This is a genomic window from Halomonas sp. ALS9 (assembly GCF_001651035.1).
Taxonomy (GTDB): Bacteria; Pseudomonadota; Gammaproteobacteria; order Pseudomonadales; family Halomonadaceae; genus Vreelandella.
Genome location: NZ_LXRG01000054.1, coordinates 158,436 through 174,599, shown reverse-complemented (window position 1 = coordinate 174,599; position 16,164 = coordinate 158,436). Strand labels below are relative to the sequence as shown.

The following is a 16,164-nucleotide window of genomic DNA, read 5'->3' as shown; positions in this document are numbered from 1 at the left end:
AGCACATCTGGTTTTGCAAAAGTCAGCCCTCGCGCACGCTGTAATTCACGTTGTTATTTCAACAGCGCCAACTGTCTATTCCTTTACGTTGGCCGCTCTATCACCTTGTGGGTAGATAGGGTGTATATGGAGGTAATCACGCAGTAATCCGCTGTTCGATCGCGCAGAATCCACTCCATGGAACCCGCCTGACGGGTATGCAAATTTCCGAGGAGCCTGGAGATCGACCATGAGTCACTTCATAGATCGGCTGAATTTCTTCCGCAAGTCCCGCGAGCCTTTTGCCAACGAACACGGCGAACTACGCAGCGAATCCCGCCAGTGGGAAGATAGTTATCGTGCCCGCTGGCAACACGACAAAGTGGTACGCAGCACCCACGGGGTGAACTGTACTGGCTCTTGCAGCTGGAAGATCTACGTTAAGAACGGTTTGGTTACCTGGGAAACCCAGCAGACCGACTATCCCCGCACACGTCCTGACCTGCCTAACCATGAGCCGCGGGGCTGCCCACGCGGTGCCAGCTACTCCTGGTACCTCTACAGTGCCAACCGGCTTAAGTATCCATTAGTCCGCAAGCCGTTGCTGGCCCTGTGGCGCGAAGCGCTGAAGGCGCATCCTGACCCGGTCGACGCCTGGGCGTCGATTGTCGAAGACCCCGCCAAGACCAAGCAGTACAAGCGTGCCCGCGGTATGGGCGGCTTCGTTCGCGGTAACTGGGACGAGCTCAACGAGCTGGTCGCGGCCTCTAACGTTTACACCGCGAGGCAGTACGGCCCTGACCGGATCATCGGCTTCTCGCCGATTCCTGCCATGTCGATGGTCAGCTACGCCGCAGGTAGCCGCTACCTGTCGCTGATTGGCGGCGTCTGCATGAGCTTCTACGACTGGTACTGCGACCTGCCACCCGCCTCACCGATGACCTGGGGCGAACAGACTGATGTACCCGAGTCAGCGGATTGGTACAACTCTGGCTACATTATCGCCTGGGGCTCTAACGTGCCCCAGACGCGTACCCCGGATGCCCACTTTTTCACCGAAGTGCGCTACAAGGGCACCAAGACGGTGTCGATCACTCCGGACTACGCCGAAGTCTCCAAACTCACCGATGAGTGGCTGTCCGCCAAGCAGGGCACCGACGCTGCTCTGGCGATGGCCATGGGCCACGTCATCCTCAAGGAGTTTCACCTTGAGAACCCCAGCACCTATTTCACCGACTATGTGCGCCGCTATACCGATATGCCGTTCCTGGTGGAGCTGGAAGTGCGTGAAGATGGCAGCTTTGTGCCCGGCCGCCAGCTGCGGGCCAGCGATTTCGATGCCGCCCTGGGGCAGGAGAACAACCCTGAGTGGAAAACCGTCGCTTGGGACGAAACCCGCGATCAGCTGGTGGTGCCGCGTGGCTCCATCGGTTTCCGTTGGGGCGAAACCGGCGACGAAGTAGGCAAGTGGAACCTGGAATCGCTGGACGCCGCCGGCACCGAGATCAAGCCGCTACTAACTCTGGCCAACCATCACGATAGCGTGGCGCGGGTAGCGTTCCCCTACTTCGGTGGCATCGAGCACGAACACTTTGAACACGTCAAAGGGGCCGGTGTTGGCGCCGCCGATGACCTACTGTTCCACAATTTGCCCGCCAAGCGGCTGAAGAGAGCCGATGGCAGTGAAATGCTGGCGGTCACCGTTTTTGATCTGATGTGTGCCAACTACGGTATCGACCGTGGCTTTATCGGCGACGGCGAAGACGACGGCGCGACCTCGTTTGATCAGATTCGCCCCTATACACCGGCATGGCAGGAGAAAATCACCGGCGTCTCGGCAGAGCAGTGTACCCGCATTGCCCGGGAGTTCGCCGATAACGCCCATAAAACCAACGGACGTAGCATGATCATTGTGGGTGCCGGTATGAATCACTGGTACCACATGGACATGAACTACCGCGGCCTGATCAACATGCTGGTGATGTGCGGCTGTATCGGTCAAAGCGGTGGCGGCTGGGCCCACTATGTAGGTCAGGAAAAACTGCGCCCGCAAACAGGCTGGACGCCGCTGGCCTTTGGCCTTGACTGGCAGCGCCCACCCCGCCATATGAATTCTACCTCCTTCTTCTATAGTCACTCCTCCCAGTGGCGTTACGAGAAGCTCGAGATCAAGGAGATCCTGTCGCCGTTGGTCAAGGCCGAGGATTACCCCGGCAGCCTGATCGACTTTAACGTGCGTGCTGAGCGCATGGGCTGGCTGCCGTCAGCACCACAACTGGACACTAACCCGCTGCGCCTGGCGGAAAAAGCCGAAGCCACGGGTATGTCCACCTCCGACTATGCGGTGCTGCAGCTAAAGAGTGGTGAACTGCGCTTTGCCGCGGAAGACCCGGATGCACCGGAGAACTTCCCACGCAATATGTTCATTTGGCGCTCCAACCTGCTGGGCAGCTCCGGTAAGGGCCACGAGTACATGCTCAAGTACCTGCTGGGTACCCGCCACGGTATTCAGGGCACAGACCTGGGCGACTTCGGCGGCCAGAAGCCCGAAGAAGTCGTGTGGCATGACGAGGCGCCGGAAGGCAAGCTCGACCTGCTGGTGACGCTGGATTTTCGCATGTCCACCACCTGCCTCTACTCGGACATCGTGCTGCCTACGGCGACCTGGTATGAGAAGGACGACCTTAACACCTCTGATATGCACCCCTTTATTCACCCCTTGACCGCCGCCACCGACCCGGCTTGGGAGTCGCGTAGCGACTGGGATATTTACAAGGGTATTGCCAAAGCTTTCTCCAAGGTATGTGTAGGCCACCTGGGCGAGGAGACCGACCTGGTCACGCTGCCGATGCAGCACGACTCGCCAGGGGAGTTGGCCCAACCGGCGGTGATGGATTGGAAGAAGGGCGAATGCGCGCCGATTCCCGGCAAAACCATGCCATCACTGATTGAGGTCAAGCGCAACTATCCCGAAACCTATGAGCGTTTCACCTCTGTGGGGCCGCTGCTGGAAAGTATCGGCAACGGCGGCAAGGGTATCGCCTGGAATACTGATGCTGAAGTGGAGCTGCTGGGCAAACTCAACCATCGTAAGTTGGATGGCCCGCATAAAGGCCGCCCGTTGATCGACAGCGCTATCGATGCCGCCGAGATGATTCTGACCCTGGCCCCGGAAACCAATGGCGCCGTGGCAGTAAAAGCGTGGGATGCACTCTCCAAGATTACCGGGCGTGATCACACGCACCTGGCGAGGCCCAAGCACGAAGAGAAGATCCGCTTCCGCGATATCGTCGCTCAGCCGCGCAAGATCATCTCCAGCCCGACCTGGTCTGGCCTTGAGGATGAACACGTCTCCTATAACGCCGGTTATACCAACGTTCACGAGCTGATTCCCTGGCGCACCGTGAGTGGGCGTCAGCAGTTCTATCAGGATCACGCCTGGATGCGCGCGTTTGGTGAAAGCCTGCTGGTCTATCGCCCACCCATCGATACCAAGGCGGCCAAGGGCTTTACGCTGCCCGCCGACAACGGTTTCAAGAGCAAGGCGCTGAACTTCCTCACACCGCACCAGAAGTGGGGTATCCACTCCACCTACTCGGACAACCTGCTGATGTTGACGCTTAACCGCGGCGGCCCGGTGGTGTGGCTCTCCGAGGCGGATGCAGCGGAGATCGATATCGAGGACAACGACTGGATCGAGGTCTACAACGCCAACGGCTCGATTGCCGCGCGGGCTGTGGTCAGCCAGCGAGTCAAGGCGGGCATGGTGATGATGTACCACGCTCAGGAGCGCAACGTGAACGTGCCTGGCTCTGAGGTCACCGGCACCCGAGGCGGGATTCACAACTCGGTCACCCGTGTCTGCCCCAAGCCCACCCATATGATCGGCGGCTACGCGCAGCTCTCTTACAGTTTTAATTACTACGGCACTGTCGGCTCAAACCGCGATGAGTTCGTGTTGGTGCGCAAGATGAAACACGTTGACTGGCTGGATGGTGAAGGCAATGACAGTGTTCAGAAGAACAGTGCTCAGGAGGCCGTGAAATGAAGATTCGTTCCCAGGTAGGCATGGTTCTCAACCTTGACAAGTGTATCGGTTGCCACACCTGTTCGGTGACCTGCAAAAATGTCTGGACTAGTCGGGAAGGCATGGAGTACGCCTGGTTCAACAACGTCGAGACCAAGCCCGGCATCGGCTATCCCAAAGAGTGGGAGAACCAAGCCAAGTGGAAGGGCGGCTGGATGCGCCGTAACGACGGCCGGATTGAACCGCGCATTGGTGGCAAATGGCGGGTGTTGGCGAATATCTTCGCCAACCCCGACCTGCCCGAAATGGACGACTACTACGAGCCGTTCACGTTCGACTACCAGCACCTGCATACCGCCAAGATTGGTGAGCACCAGCCGGTGGCGCGTCCCCGCTCGCTGATCTCCGGCCAGCGCATGAAAAAGATCGAATGGGGCCCCAACTGGGAAGAGATCCTCGGTACTGAATTCGCCAAGCGGCGCAAAGATGCCAACTTCGACAAGGTGCAGGCGGATATTTACGGCCAGTTCGAAAACACCTTCATGATGTATCTGCCGCGCCTCTGCGAGCATTGCTTGAACCCCACCTGCGTGGCGTCCTGCCCCAGCGGTGCGATCTACAAGCGGGAAGAGGATGGCATCGTTCTCATCGACCAGGACAAGTGCCGCGGCTGGCGGATGTGCATCTCCGGCTGCCCCTACAAGAAGATTTACTACAACTGGAAAAGCGGTAAATCCGAGAAGTGCATTTTCTGCTACCCACGTATCGAGGCCGGTCAGCCGACCATCTGCTCCGAGACTTGCGTGGGCCGTATTCGTTATCTCGGTGTCCTGCTTTATGACGCTGACCGCATCGAGGAAGTGGCAAGTTCGCCGGACGAGCGCGACCTCTACCATCGCCAGCGCGAGATCTTCCTTGATCCCAATGATCCGGAAGTGATTGCCCAGGCTAAACGGGATGGTGTCCAGGATAACGTCATCAAAGCTGCCCAGGCCTCTCCGGTCTACAAGATGGCGATCGACTGGGGGCTGGCGCTGCCGCTGCACCCGGAATACCGCACGCTGCCAATGGTGTGGTATGTGCCGCCACTGTCGCCGATTCAGTCCGCCGCCGAGGCCGGGCATGTGGAGTTCGACGGCATCCTGCCCAAGATTGAGTCGCTGCGTATCCCGGTGAAGTACTTGGCCAACCTGCTGACTGCTGGCGAGGAAGAGCCGGTGGTGTTGGCACTCAAGCGCTTAATGGCAATGCGGGTCTACATGCGCGGTAAGCACGTGGAGGGCGCCGCCAACGCCGAAGTGCTCGATACCGTGGGGTTGAGTGTCGCTCAGGTGGAAGAGATGTACCGCTACCTGGCGATTGCCAACTATGAGGATCGCTTCGTGATCCCTACCAGCCACCGTGAAATGGCCACCGAAGCCTTCCCCGAACGGGGTGGATGCGGTTTTACCTTTGGTGATGGGTGCCACGGTGAGAGCCAGCCCAACCTGTTTAATGGCCGTAAGCAGACCAGCGTTTTGGTAAAACCGGTAGAGGTCTACGACCCGCAGCCACAACTTGAGGAGTCGCGTCATGACTGAAGCCGCTATCCAATCGCCGGCCCCGGTAGAGCCGTTGTTCGAGCCGCTGCAGGGCATGCGAAGCCTACGCGTACTGGCCCGTTTGCTCGATTACCCGACCCAGGAACTGCAGGACGCCTGCGGCGAACTCATCGAAATTCTCAATGCCGAGCGCCGCCTGGGGGCGGCTCTCAAATCGTCGCTAATGGCGTGGTGTCAGCGTCTTCAAGAGGGCGACCTGCTTGAGCTGCAGGCCGAGTATGTGGCTCTGTTCGATAAGGGACGAGCTACCTCGCTGCTACTGTTCGAGCACGTTCACGGTGAATCCCGTGACCGTGGCCAGGCCATGGTGGATTTAATGGCCGAGTACAGCGCGGCCGGTTTCGAGCTGGATGCCCGGGAACTGCCCGATCATCTACCGGTGTTTCTTGAGTACCTTTCGCTGTGCGATGAAGCCGAGATCGGCCGTTGGCTGGGCGAAATACGCCATATTCTGGCGTTGCTGACGGCACGACTGGAGGAGCGGGGAGCGGATCACGCGCTGGTACCGCTGTCACTATTGGCGTTAATCGGCGCCGAGGGCGATGTCGAGGAGCATCGGCCCCAGGTCAAGAAAGAAGTGCCTGATAACACCCCCGAAGCCTTGGACGCTGTATGGGAAGAAGAAGCGGTGCGCTTCTCGGCAACCTCTGATGAGGATTGCGCGCTGCAGTCTGCTGAAGGCCGTCGTCTTGCTGAGCGTAAAAATTCCGTTAAGAGCGAGGCTGTTCGCATTATGACGGCCACCTCGCCGTCCCCTTCTGCCAATCGTCAATAGGAGAACCGCTATGAATGACGCGATTGCGCATTACTTAACCCATCTGATCTACGGTTACTACCCCTATCTCGCTGGCACGGTGTTTCTGCTGGGTAGTCTGCTGCGTTTTGATCATGGTCAGTACACCTGGAAGACCGGTTCCAGCCAGATGCTGTCCTCCAAGCACATGCGCCTGGGCAGCAACCTGTTCCATATCGGTATCATTGTGATTTTCTTTGGCCACCTTGTGGGCATGCTCACACCGCACTGGGTTTATGAACCGTTCCTGCACGCCGGTACTAAACAGCTAGTGGCCATCGTGGTGGGCGGTATTGCTGGCGCCATGTGCGTAGTGGGCGGTGCCATGTTGCTCTATCGGCGTCTGGCCAACCCACGTATAAAGGCGTCGTCGAGCATGATGGATACCTTGATCCTGGGCTTAATTGTCCTGCAGGCGTGCCTTGGCATGGTGACCATCATCTTCTCGTTGGGCCATATGGACGGTGAGATGATGTTGACCCTCTCCAGCTGGGCGCAGTCCATCGTCTTCTTCAGCGGCGGCGCGGCGGACTATATGCAGGAAGTTTCGTGGATCTACAAACTGCATATCTTTATCGGCCTGACCATCATCCTGCTGTTTCCATTTTCGCGGCTGGTGCATGTGTGGAGCGCGCCGTTTGGTTATGTTACCCGGCGTTATCAGCTTGTCCGCCGTCGTGGCTAAAAACTGGCTTATGCTCGGCCATACGTTGTTGGAGATCGGCTCAAAATGCTCATTTACAAACTCGTAAACTCCGCTTTTTCTCCGATCTCCGCCTAGTCTGGCCTTCGCACGCTCAGTTTTATATAGAGGAGAAATAACATGCAGATGATTGATATCGAACAGCTACCTGGGGGAGTTGCTCCGCCCCCAGTACGTGTCGGCGACGCCAGTATCGATGAGGAAACGATTGCATTAGAGATGCAGTATCACCCCGCCGAAACGGCGGGGGAGGCTCAGCTTCAGGCGGCTCGTGCGTTGGTGGTCAGAGAGCTGCTGCGCCAGCGGGCTAACGCTCTGGGCCTACTGTCGATGCAGGAAGCTACCGAAGCGCAAGAGGATGCGGCGATTGCTGCTTTGCTCGAACAGGAGCTTGAGGTGCCTGAGCCGGGAGAGGCAGACTGCCGCCGCTTTTTTGACACCCACCGTGAGCGTTTCAGCGAACCGACCCAGTTACGCGTTCGGCATATTCTGCTCGCCGCAGCGCCGGATGACTCCTTGGGTCGCGACGAAGCGTACCAGCTTGGCGAAAAGCTACTCGAACAGCTTAATCAAATACCCGAACGGTTTGCCGAATTTGCTCAACACCACTCCGCGTGTCCTTCCAAAGAGCTGGATGGTGATTTGGGCTGGCTGGTGTCGGGGCAGACCGTTGCGGAGCTTGACCGCGCTTTGCAGCACTTGCCGGAAGGTCTATACGAGCGCCCTTTGGCGTCTCGCTATGGCTGGCACGTGGTGAGTATTGACGAGCGCCGTGAAGGCCGGGCGTTACCTTTCGATCAGGTCATCGACCGAGTGCGTCATAGCCTACGGGAACAGGCAACTCGACGGGCGTTGCGCCACTATTTACTGGCGTTAGAGAGCGACATAGGCGTCGAGGGCATTGTGCTGGACGACGATGCTGGCGGCAGTTTGATGCAATAGCTTGAGGCAATAGCTTGATGCAATAGTAAGGCTAAGAGGAGAGGCTTGATGTCCCATGTTCCTGTAGATGCATTTTTCGCTCCGCTTGGCATCGCGGTGCTAACGGTTTCCGATACGCGTGGATTCGATGAAGATGGCAGCGGTGACCTGCTGGTTAATCATCTAAATGAAAGCGGCCATGTTCTGGTGGAGAGGCGCATCGTTGTCGATGATATCTACCAGATTCGCGCCGTGGTCTCGGAATGGATTGCGCGAGCAGATATCCACGCGATTCTGGTTAATGGCGGCACTGGTTTTACTACCCGAGATACCACTCCTGAAGCTTTGATACCTCTTTTCGATAAAGCAATTGAGGGATATGGGGAGCTATTTCGGCACTACTCCCTGAAGGCGATCGGCACTGCGACAATTCAGTCCCGCGCCGTAGCGGGGGTGGCCAATCAAACGATGGTGTTTGCGATGCCTGGCTCGCCTAAGGCGTGTGCCTTAGCGTGGGACAGAATTATCTCTTTGCAATTGGACGCCCGCACTCGTCCCTGCAACTTTGCCGCCATGGTGCTCCCTTCAGTGACCCCGTGCAGAGGACGTCACGAAGCGAGCCTTCCCAGTGATGTGGAACACTTATGAACTGTCAATGCGCTGACTTAGTAACCCCCGGCTTATTAGATCTGTTTGAGGCACGCCAACGGCTTATTGACGCAGCCACGCCAACCAATGCAGTAGAAAATGTCACCCTTGAACAGGCGGCGGGGCGGGTATTGGCAGAAACGGTTGTCGCGCCTCTCGATATGCCGGGGGTGGACAACAGCGCTATGGATGGCTATGCGCTGCGTCTAGCTGACTACCAGGCCGTACCTGATAGGGCTGGTTTGCCGGTTCTTCAGCGCGTACCTGCGGGGGCAGGGGTATTGCTGCTTCCTGAAGGGGGCTGCGCGCGTATTTTTACCGGCGCGCCGGTGCCGGTGGGGGCTGATATCGTGGTACCGCAAGAGCGGGCCATCCTTGATCAGCGCGGGCATATCCATCTTGAAGGTAAGCTGTCCGCAGGCGCTAATATTCGCCGTCAAGGCGAGGAGACCCGCATGGGCACCCCGCTACTTGCTAAAGGTGAGTCTCTTGATGCTGCATCCATTGCACTGCTGGCAAGTCATGGAATTAACACGGTGTCCGTCAAACGGCGCCTGCGGGTGGCGCTGCTCTCAACCGGCGATGAGCTGATTGCCCCAGGAACTGCGCGATCACCAGGGCAGGTGTACGACAGCAATCGCGCCATGCTTAACGTGCTGCTCGCGCAAGCGCAGTGCGATGTGCTGGATCTGGGCGTCATCGCGGATTCACCGCATTCACTGCATCAGGCCTTTGAACACGCACAAGCCGTTGCGGATGTGGTGGTGTGCAGCGGAGGCGTTTCGGTAGGTGAGGAGGATCACGTGCGTCCGGTAATAGAGCAGCGCGGCGGGCTACATTTACATGGGGTCGCCATGAAACCAGGAAAACCCTTTGCGTTCGGCTATCTAGGTGCGGCGCCTTACTCTTCCACTCCGTTAATCGCGCTGCCGGGCAACCCAGTGGCGTCCCTGGTGGGCTGGCAACTGCTGGCGCTGCCGTTTATCCATGCCATGCAAGGTAGAAGTGTCGCTGCGTTGCAGAGTTATCCTGTTAAGGCAGGCTTTTCTCAGTGCGGCCCCAGGGGGCGTTGTGAGCTGTTAAGGGTGGTGCTGGACTGGGCAAGAGAGCTGCCGGTGGCGCAGTTAGCGGGTGGGCAGGGCTCGCATATGCTCAGTGCGGCGAGCCAGGCCCACGGCTATTTAATGGTACATCCTGATACCGACGTGGCGGAAGGGAGTGCCTACCACTACTACCCCATCAATCAGTTCGCCGTTTGAAGCGTTTTTTTAGTTAGTGGCCGCTGATGACGTCTGTTTCTATAGGAGAGGGTATGTCTTCACATCACAAACCTCGCACACTGATTTATGCCTGCTCCGGCTGCTCTGATGTAGCGCAACTTGCCAATAGTGTAGCCCTTCGCCTGGATCATGCAGGAGCAGCAGAAATGTCCTGTATTGCCGGTGTCGGGGGCGGCGTGCCGGGCCTGGTGCGCATTGCCCGTTCCGGGCGTCCTATCGTGGCTATTGATGGCTGTCAGATGCACTGTGCTAGTTTCTGTCTCTCCCAGGCGGGGGTGATTCCCACTGAGCATGTAAAATTGTATGAGAATGGACTCCGCAAGCGGCGAGGCCAATTTTATGATGAGCAAACCATCTCCGACGTCACCGCAGAGGTGAAAGGGCTCATTGCCAGGCTGCCTGTTAATGCCAGTTCCCAGGTAGAGGAGCCCGCAGAATGAGTAAGTTAGTCGATGGCTATGGCCGGACGGTACGTTACCTGCGCATCTCGGTGACTGACCGCTGTGATTTCCGCTGTGTTTATTGCATGGCGGAGGAAATGACCTTTCTGCCGCGTGCCCAACTGCTTACCCTCGAGGAGATAGCTGAGCTGTCGCAAGCATTCGTCGAGCTGGGCGTAGAGAAAATCCGCCTGACCGGTGGTGAGCCGTTAGTACGCCAAGGGGTGCTAACGTTAGTGGAAAAACTCGGCAAATTGGCAGGCTTGGGCGAACTGGCCATGACCACCAACGGCTCTGGGCTGGTCAAACATGCCAGCGTTTTGCGACAGGGCGGGCTTAATCGGCTCAATATCAGCCTCGATTCGCTCAAGCCAGAGCGCTTTAAAGTCTTGACCCGTACGGGCGACCTTAGTCAAGTGATCGCGGGTATTCGCGCAGCTCGCCAAGCGGGTTTTGATTCCATCAAACTCAACGCCGTATTACTCAAGGGGCGTAATGATGACGAAATCCTCGACCTGGTAAACTTTGCCCGGAATGAGGAAGTGGATATCAGTTTTATCGAAGAAATGCCGCTAGGTGCTATCAGCGAGCATAACCGTGGTGAAACCTTTCTTTCCACCGATACGGTGCATGAGACTATAGCGCAGCATTATCAACTCTTACCCACCACCAAGACCACCCTGGGGCCATCCCGTTATTATCGTATGGCAGACAGCCAATCGCGGATTGGCTTCATCTCTCCCCATAGCCACAATTTCTGTGGCGCCTGTAACCGTGTTCGGGTTACGGCGGAAGGGCGGCTACTCCTTTGCCTGGGTAATGAGCACTCGGTAGATTTACGCGCCGTCATGCGCCGTTATCCGGGGGATATCCAGCGGCTTAAGACCCGCATTGTGGCGGCAATGAAGAAAAAGCCAGAGCGGCACCACTTCACCACGGATGGGGATGTTCAAATAGTGAGGTTTATGAATGCAACAGGTGGGTAATACGATTAGGTCAATGCTCTTAACTACCTAGTTCTAAACTACCAGGGGTAGTGGTTAATTGCGCTTTCCGTTAAGCTCCTCAGCAATTTTTATCTGCCTGCTTTGAGGTGATTGTATGTGGAGCCTAAGGCTGTCTGCAATATCACTATCAGTACTGATGATAGCTGGTTGTTCAGATCCCAAAATTGACACTAGCTCCATGCCTGCGTCGGTGGTCTCCGTTGAGGAAGTACGTAACGCGTTGCCCTCTTATAAGCGCGATGAGTTTGATCAAGGGTTGATCATCATCGCCACATCGACGTCGTTTAACGGTATCGATATTCTCAACCCTCACCGCATGAATGCCGCTGAGATCGCCGAAACAGCGAATACGCAGATGCATGGGTTAACGGGGGATCAGGTGATCCAGCGTGCCGATCAGATTCTGCGCGAGCGCCGGTCACGCGAACGCGAGCATGCAATTCGTACCTTAAAACGGCTGGAAGAGAGGCGCGCAAAAGCCGCCAGCGACCAGCAGCAGTTAGCGCGGTTTACCATTGATAGCGCTCGCTATTACATTGGCGCAAGCCCTTATGGCGCCCCGGAGCCTGTGATTGATCTTGAAGTGACCAATAGCACGGATCAGGCCATTTCTGAGCTTTTGTTGAGGGGCGTTGTGACTAGCCCAGATCGCTCAGCGCCGTGGGTGGATGAGTCTTTCTACTACGTCGTGCCTGGTGGCATTGAGCCGGGACAAACGCTGGCGTGGAGCCTAGCGCCTAATCGCTTTGGCCCATGGGGAAATGCTCAAATACCCAGCGATGCAGAATTGACAATCACCTTGAAAGGGCTGAAGGGGCTTGACGAGCAGCCATTGTGGGACTCCCCTGAGCTCACGGAGCACGAGCTGGCCAGGCTTGAGCGTCTGCGGGAGGAGTATGGTGGCGTTGCCCTTTCAGGTGTGAAATAAGTCTAGTGTGGTGTGAGTGCTGCACAAGCTAAAACGCCCTATCGGTTATCCGATAGGGCGTACGCATCGTTAAGATAGCTTCATTTATTAGGTTGCGTTAAATCAGCGAGGCTACTTACTCTTTGGCTTCATGGTCGGCGAGGGCGGCAACAATTGCCTCTTCCCACTGTCCTTCGGTTATACCCCAATGCTCCATTTCTGCCTGGTCAGCGCCGCCTTCCGACGCCTCGCGCAGCTTATCGACGCTGCTGCTTTCATAACAGTGCTTGGCGAAATCTTTGGTTTTTACATCTCTTAGCTGGTTAATCATCGACATGTTGAGTTCCTTTCAAGGTCAATTGTGAGGTAATGCCCACTCAGTGTAGCTATTCTGGCCACTTTTACCTGACTTGGTTCCCAACATTGTTTAGCTGAAGTGATAGAAAGACGTGAGAAAAAGAGTAGAGAAGGCTTTCCGTGGGGCTAGCTGGCTATCAGTGTATCGATAAAAATCTTACCGGCGATGCTCGCTAGCAGCAGCATAACCAAATTATCGAACCAGCGATGGGGCAGCCGATTGCCCAGGCGAGCGCCTAGTGGCATGGCGGCGAGTATCACCACAAGGGCAAGGATACTAAACAGAAAGCGTTCTAGGGTTAAAATACCTGTGTTTAAAAGCGCCGGTATTTGAACGATGGTAATGGCGACGAAGAAAACCGAGATTGAACCAATAAATACGTCACGCTTTAACTGCATCGCATTGAGAAACGTAACTGAAGCGGGCGCTGACATGCCTGCCGCACCTTGAAGCACGCCAGCGAGTAGCCCAATGGGAATCACTAGTCGCGCAGCGATAGTAAAAGGCAGGGCGATGCGACGTTTCATTACTTTGATGATCAGGTAAACCACTATCACTCCTGCAACACCCAGTGACAGTACATCGGGAGATAAAACCACTAATCCCCAAGTGCCCAGCACAATGCCTAGCCCACCAGCAATGGAGAACGCTGCCAAGAAGCGTAAGGGTAATAAGTGGCGTCGATATTGCCATACCTGTAAGGCATTGCTAAATAGGTTAGGCGCGACTAGTAAGGCGATAGCGAGTTGAACGTCGTACAGCATGGTGAGAATGGGCACGACAATAACCGGTACGCCTGAGCCGATGGCCCCTTTGACGATACCTGCGACTAGCAGTGCTATAAACGCAATTAATAGCATAAGGCTACTCGATCCCTTTAACGCACAGCCGTCACTCAATCGGCAACTGTGCGTATTGTTCGTTCAGGATTTAGCGCTGTTATTTCAGTACAGTTATTTCAGTACAGTTATTTCAGTACATAGCAGGGCACATAATGTTGGCCATCGAGCTTCATGCGACCTTGGGCCACGAAAGAAGTGAGGAGCTCATCTAGACGCTGCATCAGTTCGGGCTCTGCAGTCAGCACAAACGGGCCATGAGCTTCAATGGCACGGATACCGGGTTCTTTGACATTGCCTGCTACGATCCCTGAGAAAGCGCGGCGTAGGTTAGCGGCGAGCTCATGGGTGGGTTGCTGGCGGTGTAGTGCTAAGGCACGCATGGCGTCATGAGTTGGCTCAAAGGTAGCCTGAAAATCACGCGCAATGGTCAATCGCCAGTTGTAGTAGAAAGCATCCTGATGGGTGCGGCGGAACTCAGCGATTTCATCGATACCGTGACGCATGGTGCGTGCCACCGCGACGGGATCGCCAGTAATAATGGTGTAGTAGCGGCGAATTTCTTCACCCAGGGTATACACCAGGAACTCGTCAATCTTTTGAAAGTAGGCGGCAGAGTTGGCGGGGCCGGTGAAAATTAACGGGAAGGGAATATCCTTGTTGCTGGGGTGCAGCAGAATACCCAGTAAATAGAGAATTTCTTCCGCAGTGCCGACTCCTCCGGGGAACACGATAATGCCATGGCCTAGGCGCACAAAGGCTTCTAAGCGTTTTTCAATGTCTGGCATGACCACCAGCTCATTGACGATGGGATTAGGCGCTTCGGCAGCGATAATGCCGGGCTCTGAAATACCTAAGTAGCGACCTTCCTTGCGGCGCTGCTTAGCATGGGCTACGTTTGCGCCCTTCATGGGGCCTTTCATTGCGCCAGGGCCACAGCCCGTACAAATATCTAAATCGCGCAGACCCAAGTGGTAACCCACATCTTTGGTATATTCGTACTCTTCCCGGGAGATAGAGTGACCGCCCCAGCACACCACCATGCTAGGGTCGCGGCCGGGTTTTAGCGTGCCCGCTTTGCGCAGAATATGGAAAACTGCGTTGGTGGTGCCTTCTCCGGTGCTAAGGTCGAAACGATTGTGGTGTTGAATCTCGTTGTAGACGTAAACAATATCGCGAATGACCGAGGATAAATGTTCGCGGATACCGCGGATCATTCGGCCATCAACAAAGGCTTCGGCGGGCGCGTTAGTTAGCTTTAAGCGAATGCCACGGTCTTGCTGCAACACTTCAATATCAAAATCTTTATAGGCTTCTAAAATAGCCAAGCTATCGTCGCTGGGATTGCCGCAATTGAGTACTGCCAACGCACAGCGCCGAAGCAGGTCATGTAGACCGCTTTGAGACGTTTTGTGCAGCCGATTAACTTCATGCTGAGAGAGTACTTCGAGGCTTCCCTCGGGGGAAATGATACTGGAAAGGGTGGCGCGAGGTTGAAAGTTTTCGGTCATTAGCGGGGCTGTCCCTAATCGTTTGATGTCTTTTGGCATACTACCACGCCCAAGCGGTCGGTACAGCGCAGCGGCTGGCTCGCCTGGCTGTGCTATTATTAGGCATATTTTATAGAACGGCGGCAATAGCGCTTTTTGTAATTTTTGTTAGTTACTAAATTTTAGTTACTAAACTGTTGCCTAAAGCGTGTTCTCACAGAGGGCTGCTAAAGACCGTTATCAAAGACCATGGCGCTTCACTATGTTCAATGCCCACTATTTTCGTACTTTTATTACGCTTGTTGAAACAGGCAGCTTTACCCGTACGGCGCAACGCTTAGAAATGACCCAGCCGGGCGTAAGCCAGCATGTACGCAAGTTAGAAGACTATTTAAATAAAGAGCTGCTAGAGCGCAAAGGGCGCAGCTTTACACTAACTGAGTCGGGGCGGCGTGCTTACGATTACGCTTTAAAGCTATTTGCTGAGCATGAGCAGTTCCGTCACGGGTTAGACGATGACTCCTTGGATAGCGGCGACTGTCGCATTGCTTCGCCGGGCAGCGTTGGCCTGATGTTTTATCCGTACATATTGGGGCAGCAGCAAATGCACCCTAATTTAACGGTCAACTATAGCTTTGCGTTTAACCACGAGATCGTTAATGACCTGCTCGAAGGGCGTTATGACATCGGAATAGTCACCGAGGCAATGCGCCACCCTGAACTTAATTGCTCTATTTGGCATGAAGAGCCGCTCTGCTTGGTGGTACCTGCAGATTTTGCAGGCAGCACGCTGTCAGATTTAATGGGCATCGGCTTTCTCAATTATTACGACGGGATTAACCACGCCAATGCGTTGCTGCGCGCGAATTACCCCGACGAGTTTCGCTCCATGACCCATTTTCGTCATCAAGGCTTTACCAACGAAGTCAGCATGGTGCTGGATGCCGTGGCCAGGGGGTTAGGCTTTACCGTGGTGTCGCGACTGGTGTTGGAAACCTCACCCTGGCAGCGCCAGGTAAAAGCGCTGAACTTGCCCAATGCGGTCAATGAGGTGCTCTATTTGCTGCGTCGCCGTGACTCGGTGCTGCCCAAGCGCTACGAGAAGCTGTTAGACGGTTTTCACGCTCAGCGTCTACAAGAAAAAACGCCCCTGGTGCCGTCTAATTGAGAA

Annotated in this window: 14 protein-coding genes; 11 read left to right on the top strand and 3 right to left on the bottom strand. The window is 55.8% G+C overall.

Features of this window, described 5'->3' with window-relative positions:
- The first annotated feature begins 229 nt into the window (after window positions 1-229).
- The 10 genes from A6R74_RS02400 to A6R74_RS02355 all read left to right on the top strand — a co-directional run bounded on the left by A6R74_RS02400 (window position 230) and on the right by A6R74_RS02355 (window position 12,327).
- Window positions 230-4,027, top strand: a complete 3,798-nt coding sequence (locus tag A6R74_RS02400; protein WP_064232871.1) for a nitrate reductase subunit alpha — start codon at window positions 230-232, stop codon at window positions 4,025-4,027.
- The gene (gene narH / locus A6R74_RS02395) at window positions 4,024-5,586 is read left to right on the top strand and encodes a nitrate reductase subunit beta (protein ID WP_064232870.1); all 1,563 of its coding nucleotides are present in this window, start codon (window positions 4,024-4,026) and stop codon (window positions 5,584-5,586) included. The genes A6R74_RS02400 and narH overlap by 4 nt, the downstream gene beginning before the upstream one ends.
- Window positions 5,579-6,382 carry a nitrate reductase molybdenum cofactor assembly chaperone gene (gene narJ, locus A6R74_RS02390; RefSeq protein WP_064232869.1) on the top strand — a complete coding sequence of 268 codons (804 nt, stop codon included), beginning with the start codon at window positions 5,579-5,581 and terminating at the stop codon, window positions 6,380-6,382. The genes narH and narJ overlap by 8 nt, the downstream gene beginning before the upstream one ends.
- A gap of 10 nt (window positions 6,383-6,392) precedes the next feature.
- Window positions 6,393-7,085, top strand: a complete 693-nt coding sequence (gene narI / locus A6R74_RS02385) for a respiratory nitrate reductase subunit gamma (protein WP_064232868.1) — start codon at window positions 6,393-6,395, stop codon at window positions 7,083-7,085.
- A gap of 138 nt (window positions 7,086-7,223) precedes the next feature.
- Window positions 7,224-8,045 carry a peptidylprolyl isomerase gene (locus tag A6R74_RS02380; protein ID WP_064232867.1) on the top strand — a complete coding sequence of 274 codons (822 nt, stop codon included), beginning with the start codon at window positions 7,224-7,226 and terminating at the stop codon, window positions 8,043-8,045.
- A 48-nt stretch (window positions 8,046-8,093) separates the two neighbouring features.
- Window positions 8,094-8,672: a molybdenum cofactor biosynthesis protein B gene (gene moaB, locus A6R74_RS02375; RefSeq protein ID WP_064232866.1), complete on the top strand. Its 579-nt coding sequence runs from the start codon at window positions 8,094-8,096 to the stop codon at window positions 8,670-8,672.
- Window positions 8,669-9,931, top strand: a complete 1,263-nt coding sequence (locus A6R74_RS02370; RefSeq protein ID WP_064232865.1) for a molybdopterin molybdotransferase MoeA — start codon at window positions 8,669-8,671, stop codon at window positions 9,929-9,931. Before moaB ends, A6R74_RS02370 begins: the two co-directional genes overlap by 4 nt.
- A 53-nt stretch (window positions 9,932-9,984) precedes the next feature.
- A complete protein-coding gene (locus tag A6R74_RS02365; RefSeq protein WP_064232864.1) occupies window positions 9,985-10,392 on the top strand; it encodes a putative zinc-binding protein in 408 nt (135 codons plus the stop codon).
- Window positions 10,389-11,378: a GTP 3',8-cyclase MoaA gene (gene moaA / locus A6R74_RS02360; RefSeq protein WP_064232863.1), complete on the top strand. Its 990-nt coding sequence runs from the start codon at window positions 10,389-10,391 to the stop codon at window positions 11,376-11,378. The genes A6R74_RS02365 and moaA overlap by 4 nt, the downstream gene beginning before the upstream one ends.
- Before the next feature lie 115 nt (window positions 11,379-11,493).
- Window positions 11,494-12,327 carry a DUF6694 family lipoprotein gene (locus tag A6R74_RS02355; RefSeq protein ID WP_306460301.1) on the top strand — a complete coding sequence of 278 codons (834 nt, stop codon included), beginning with the start codon at window positions 11,494-11,496 and terminating at the stop codon, window positions 12,325-12,327.
- A 115-nt stretch (window positions 12,328-12,442) separates the two neighbouring features.
- On the opposite strand, the gene A6R74_RS02350 is transcribed toward A6R74_RS02355, so the two are convergent.
- The 3 genes from A6R74_RS02350 to ppnN all read right to left on the bottom strand — a co-directional run bounded on the left by A6R74_RS02350 (window position 12,443) and on the right by ppnN (window position 15,014).
- Complete coding sequence (locus tag A6R74_RS02350) at window positions 12,443-12,643, bottom strand: hypothetical protein (RefSeq protein ID WP_064232862.1); 201 nt, start codon at window positions 12,641-12,643, stop codon at window positions 12,443-12,445.
- Between the two features lie 146 nt (window positions 12,644-12,789).
- Window positions 12,790-13,524, bottom strand: coding sequence for a sulfite exporter TauE/SafE family protein (locus A6R74_RS02345; RefSeq protein ID WP_064232861.1), 735 nt, complete (start codon window positions 13,522-13,524; stop codon window positions 12,790-12,792).
- Window positions 13,525-13,631: 107 nt separating this feature from the next.
- Window positions 13,632-15,014 (bottom strand): nucleotide 5'-monophosphate nucleosidase PpnN, encoded by a 1,383-nt coding sequence (ppnN, locus tag A6R74_RS02340; protein ID WP_064232860.1) that lies wholly within the window; start codon window positions 15,012-15,014, stop codon window positions 13,632-13,634.
- Window positions 15,015-15,255: 241 nt separating this feature from the next.
- On the opposite strand from ppnN, the gene A6R74_RS02335 reads away from it, so the two are divergent.
- Window positions 15,256-16,161, top strand: a complete 906-nt coding sequence (locus tag A6R74_RS02335) for a LysR family transcriptional regulator (RefSeq protein WP_064232859.1) — start codon at window positions 15,256-15,258, stop codon at window positions 16,159-16,161.
- Window positions 16,162-16,164 lie beyond the last annotated feature (3 nt).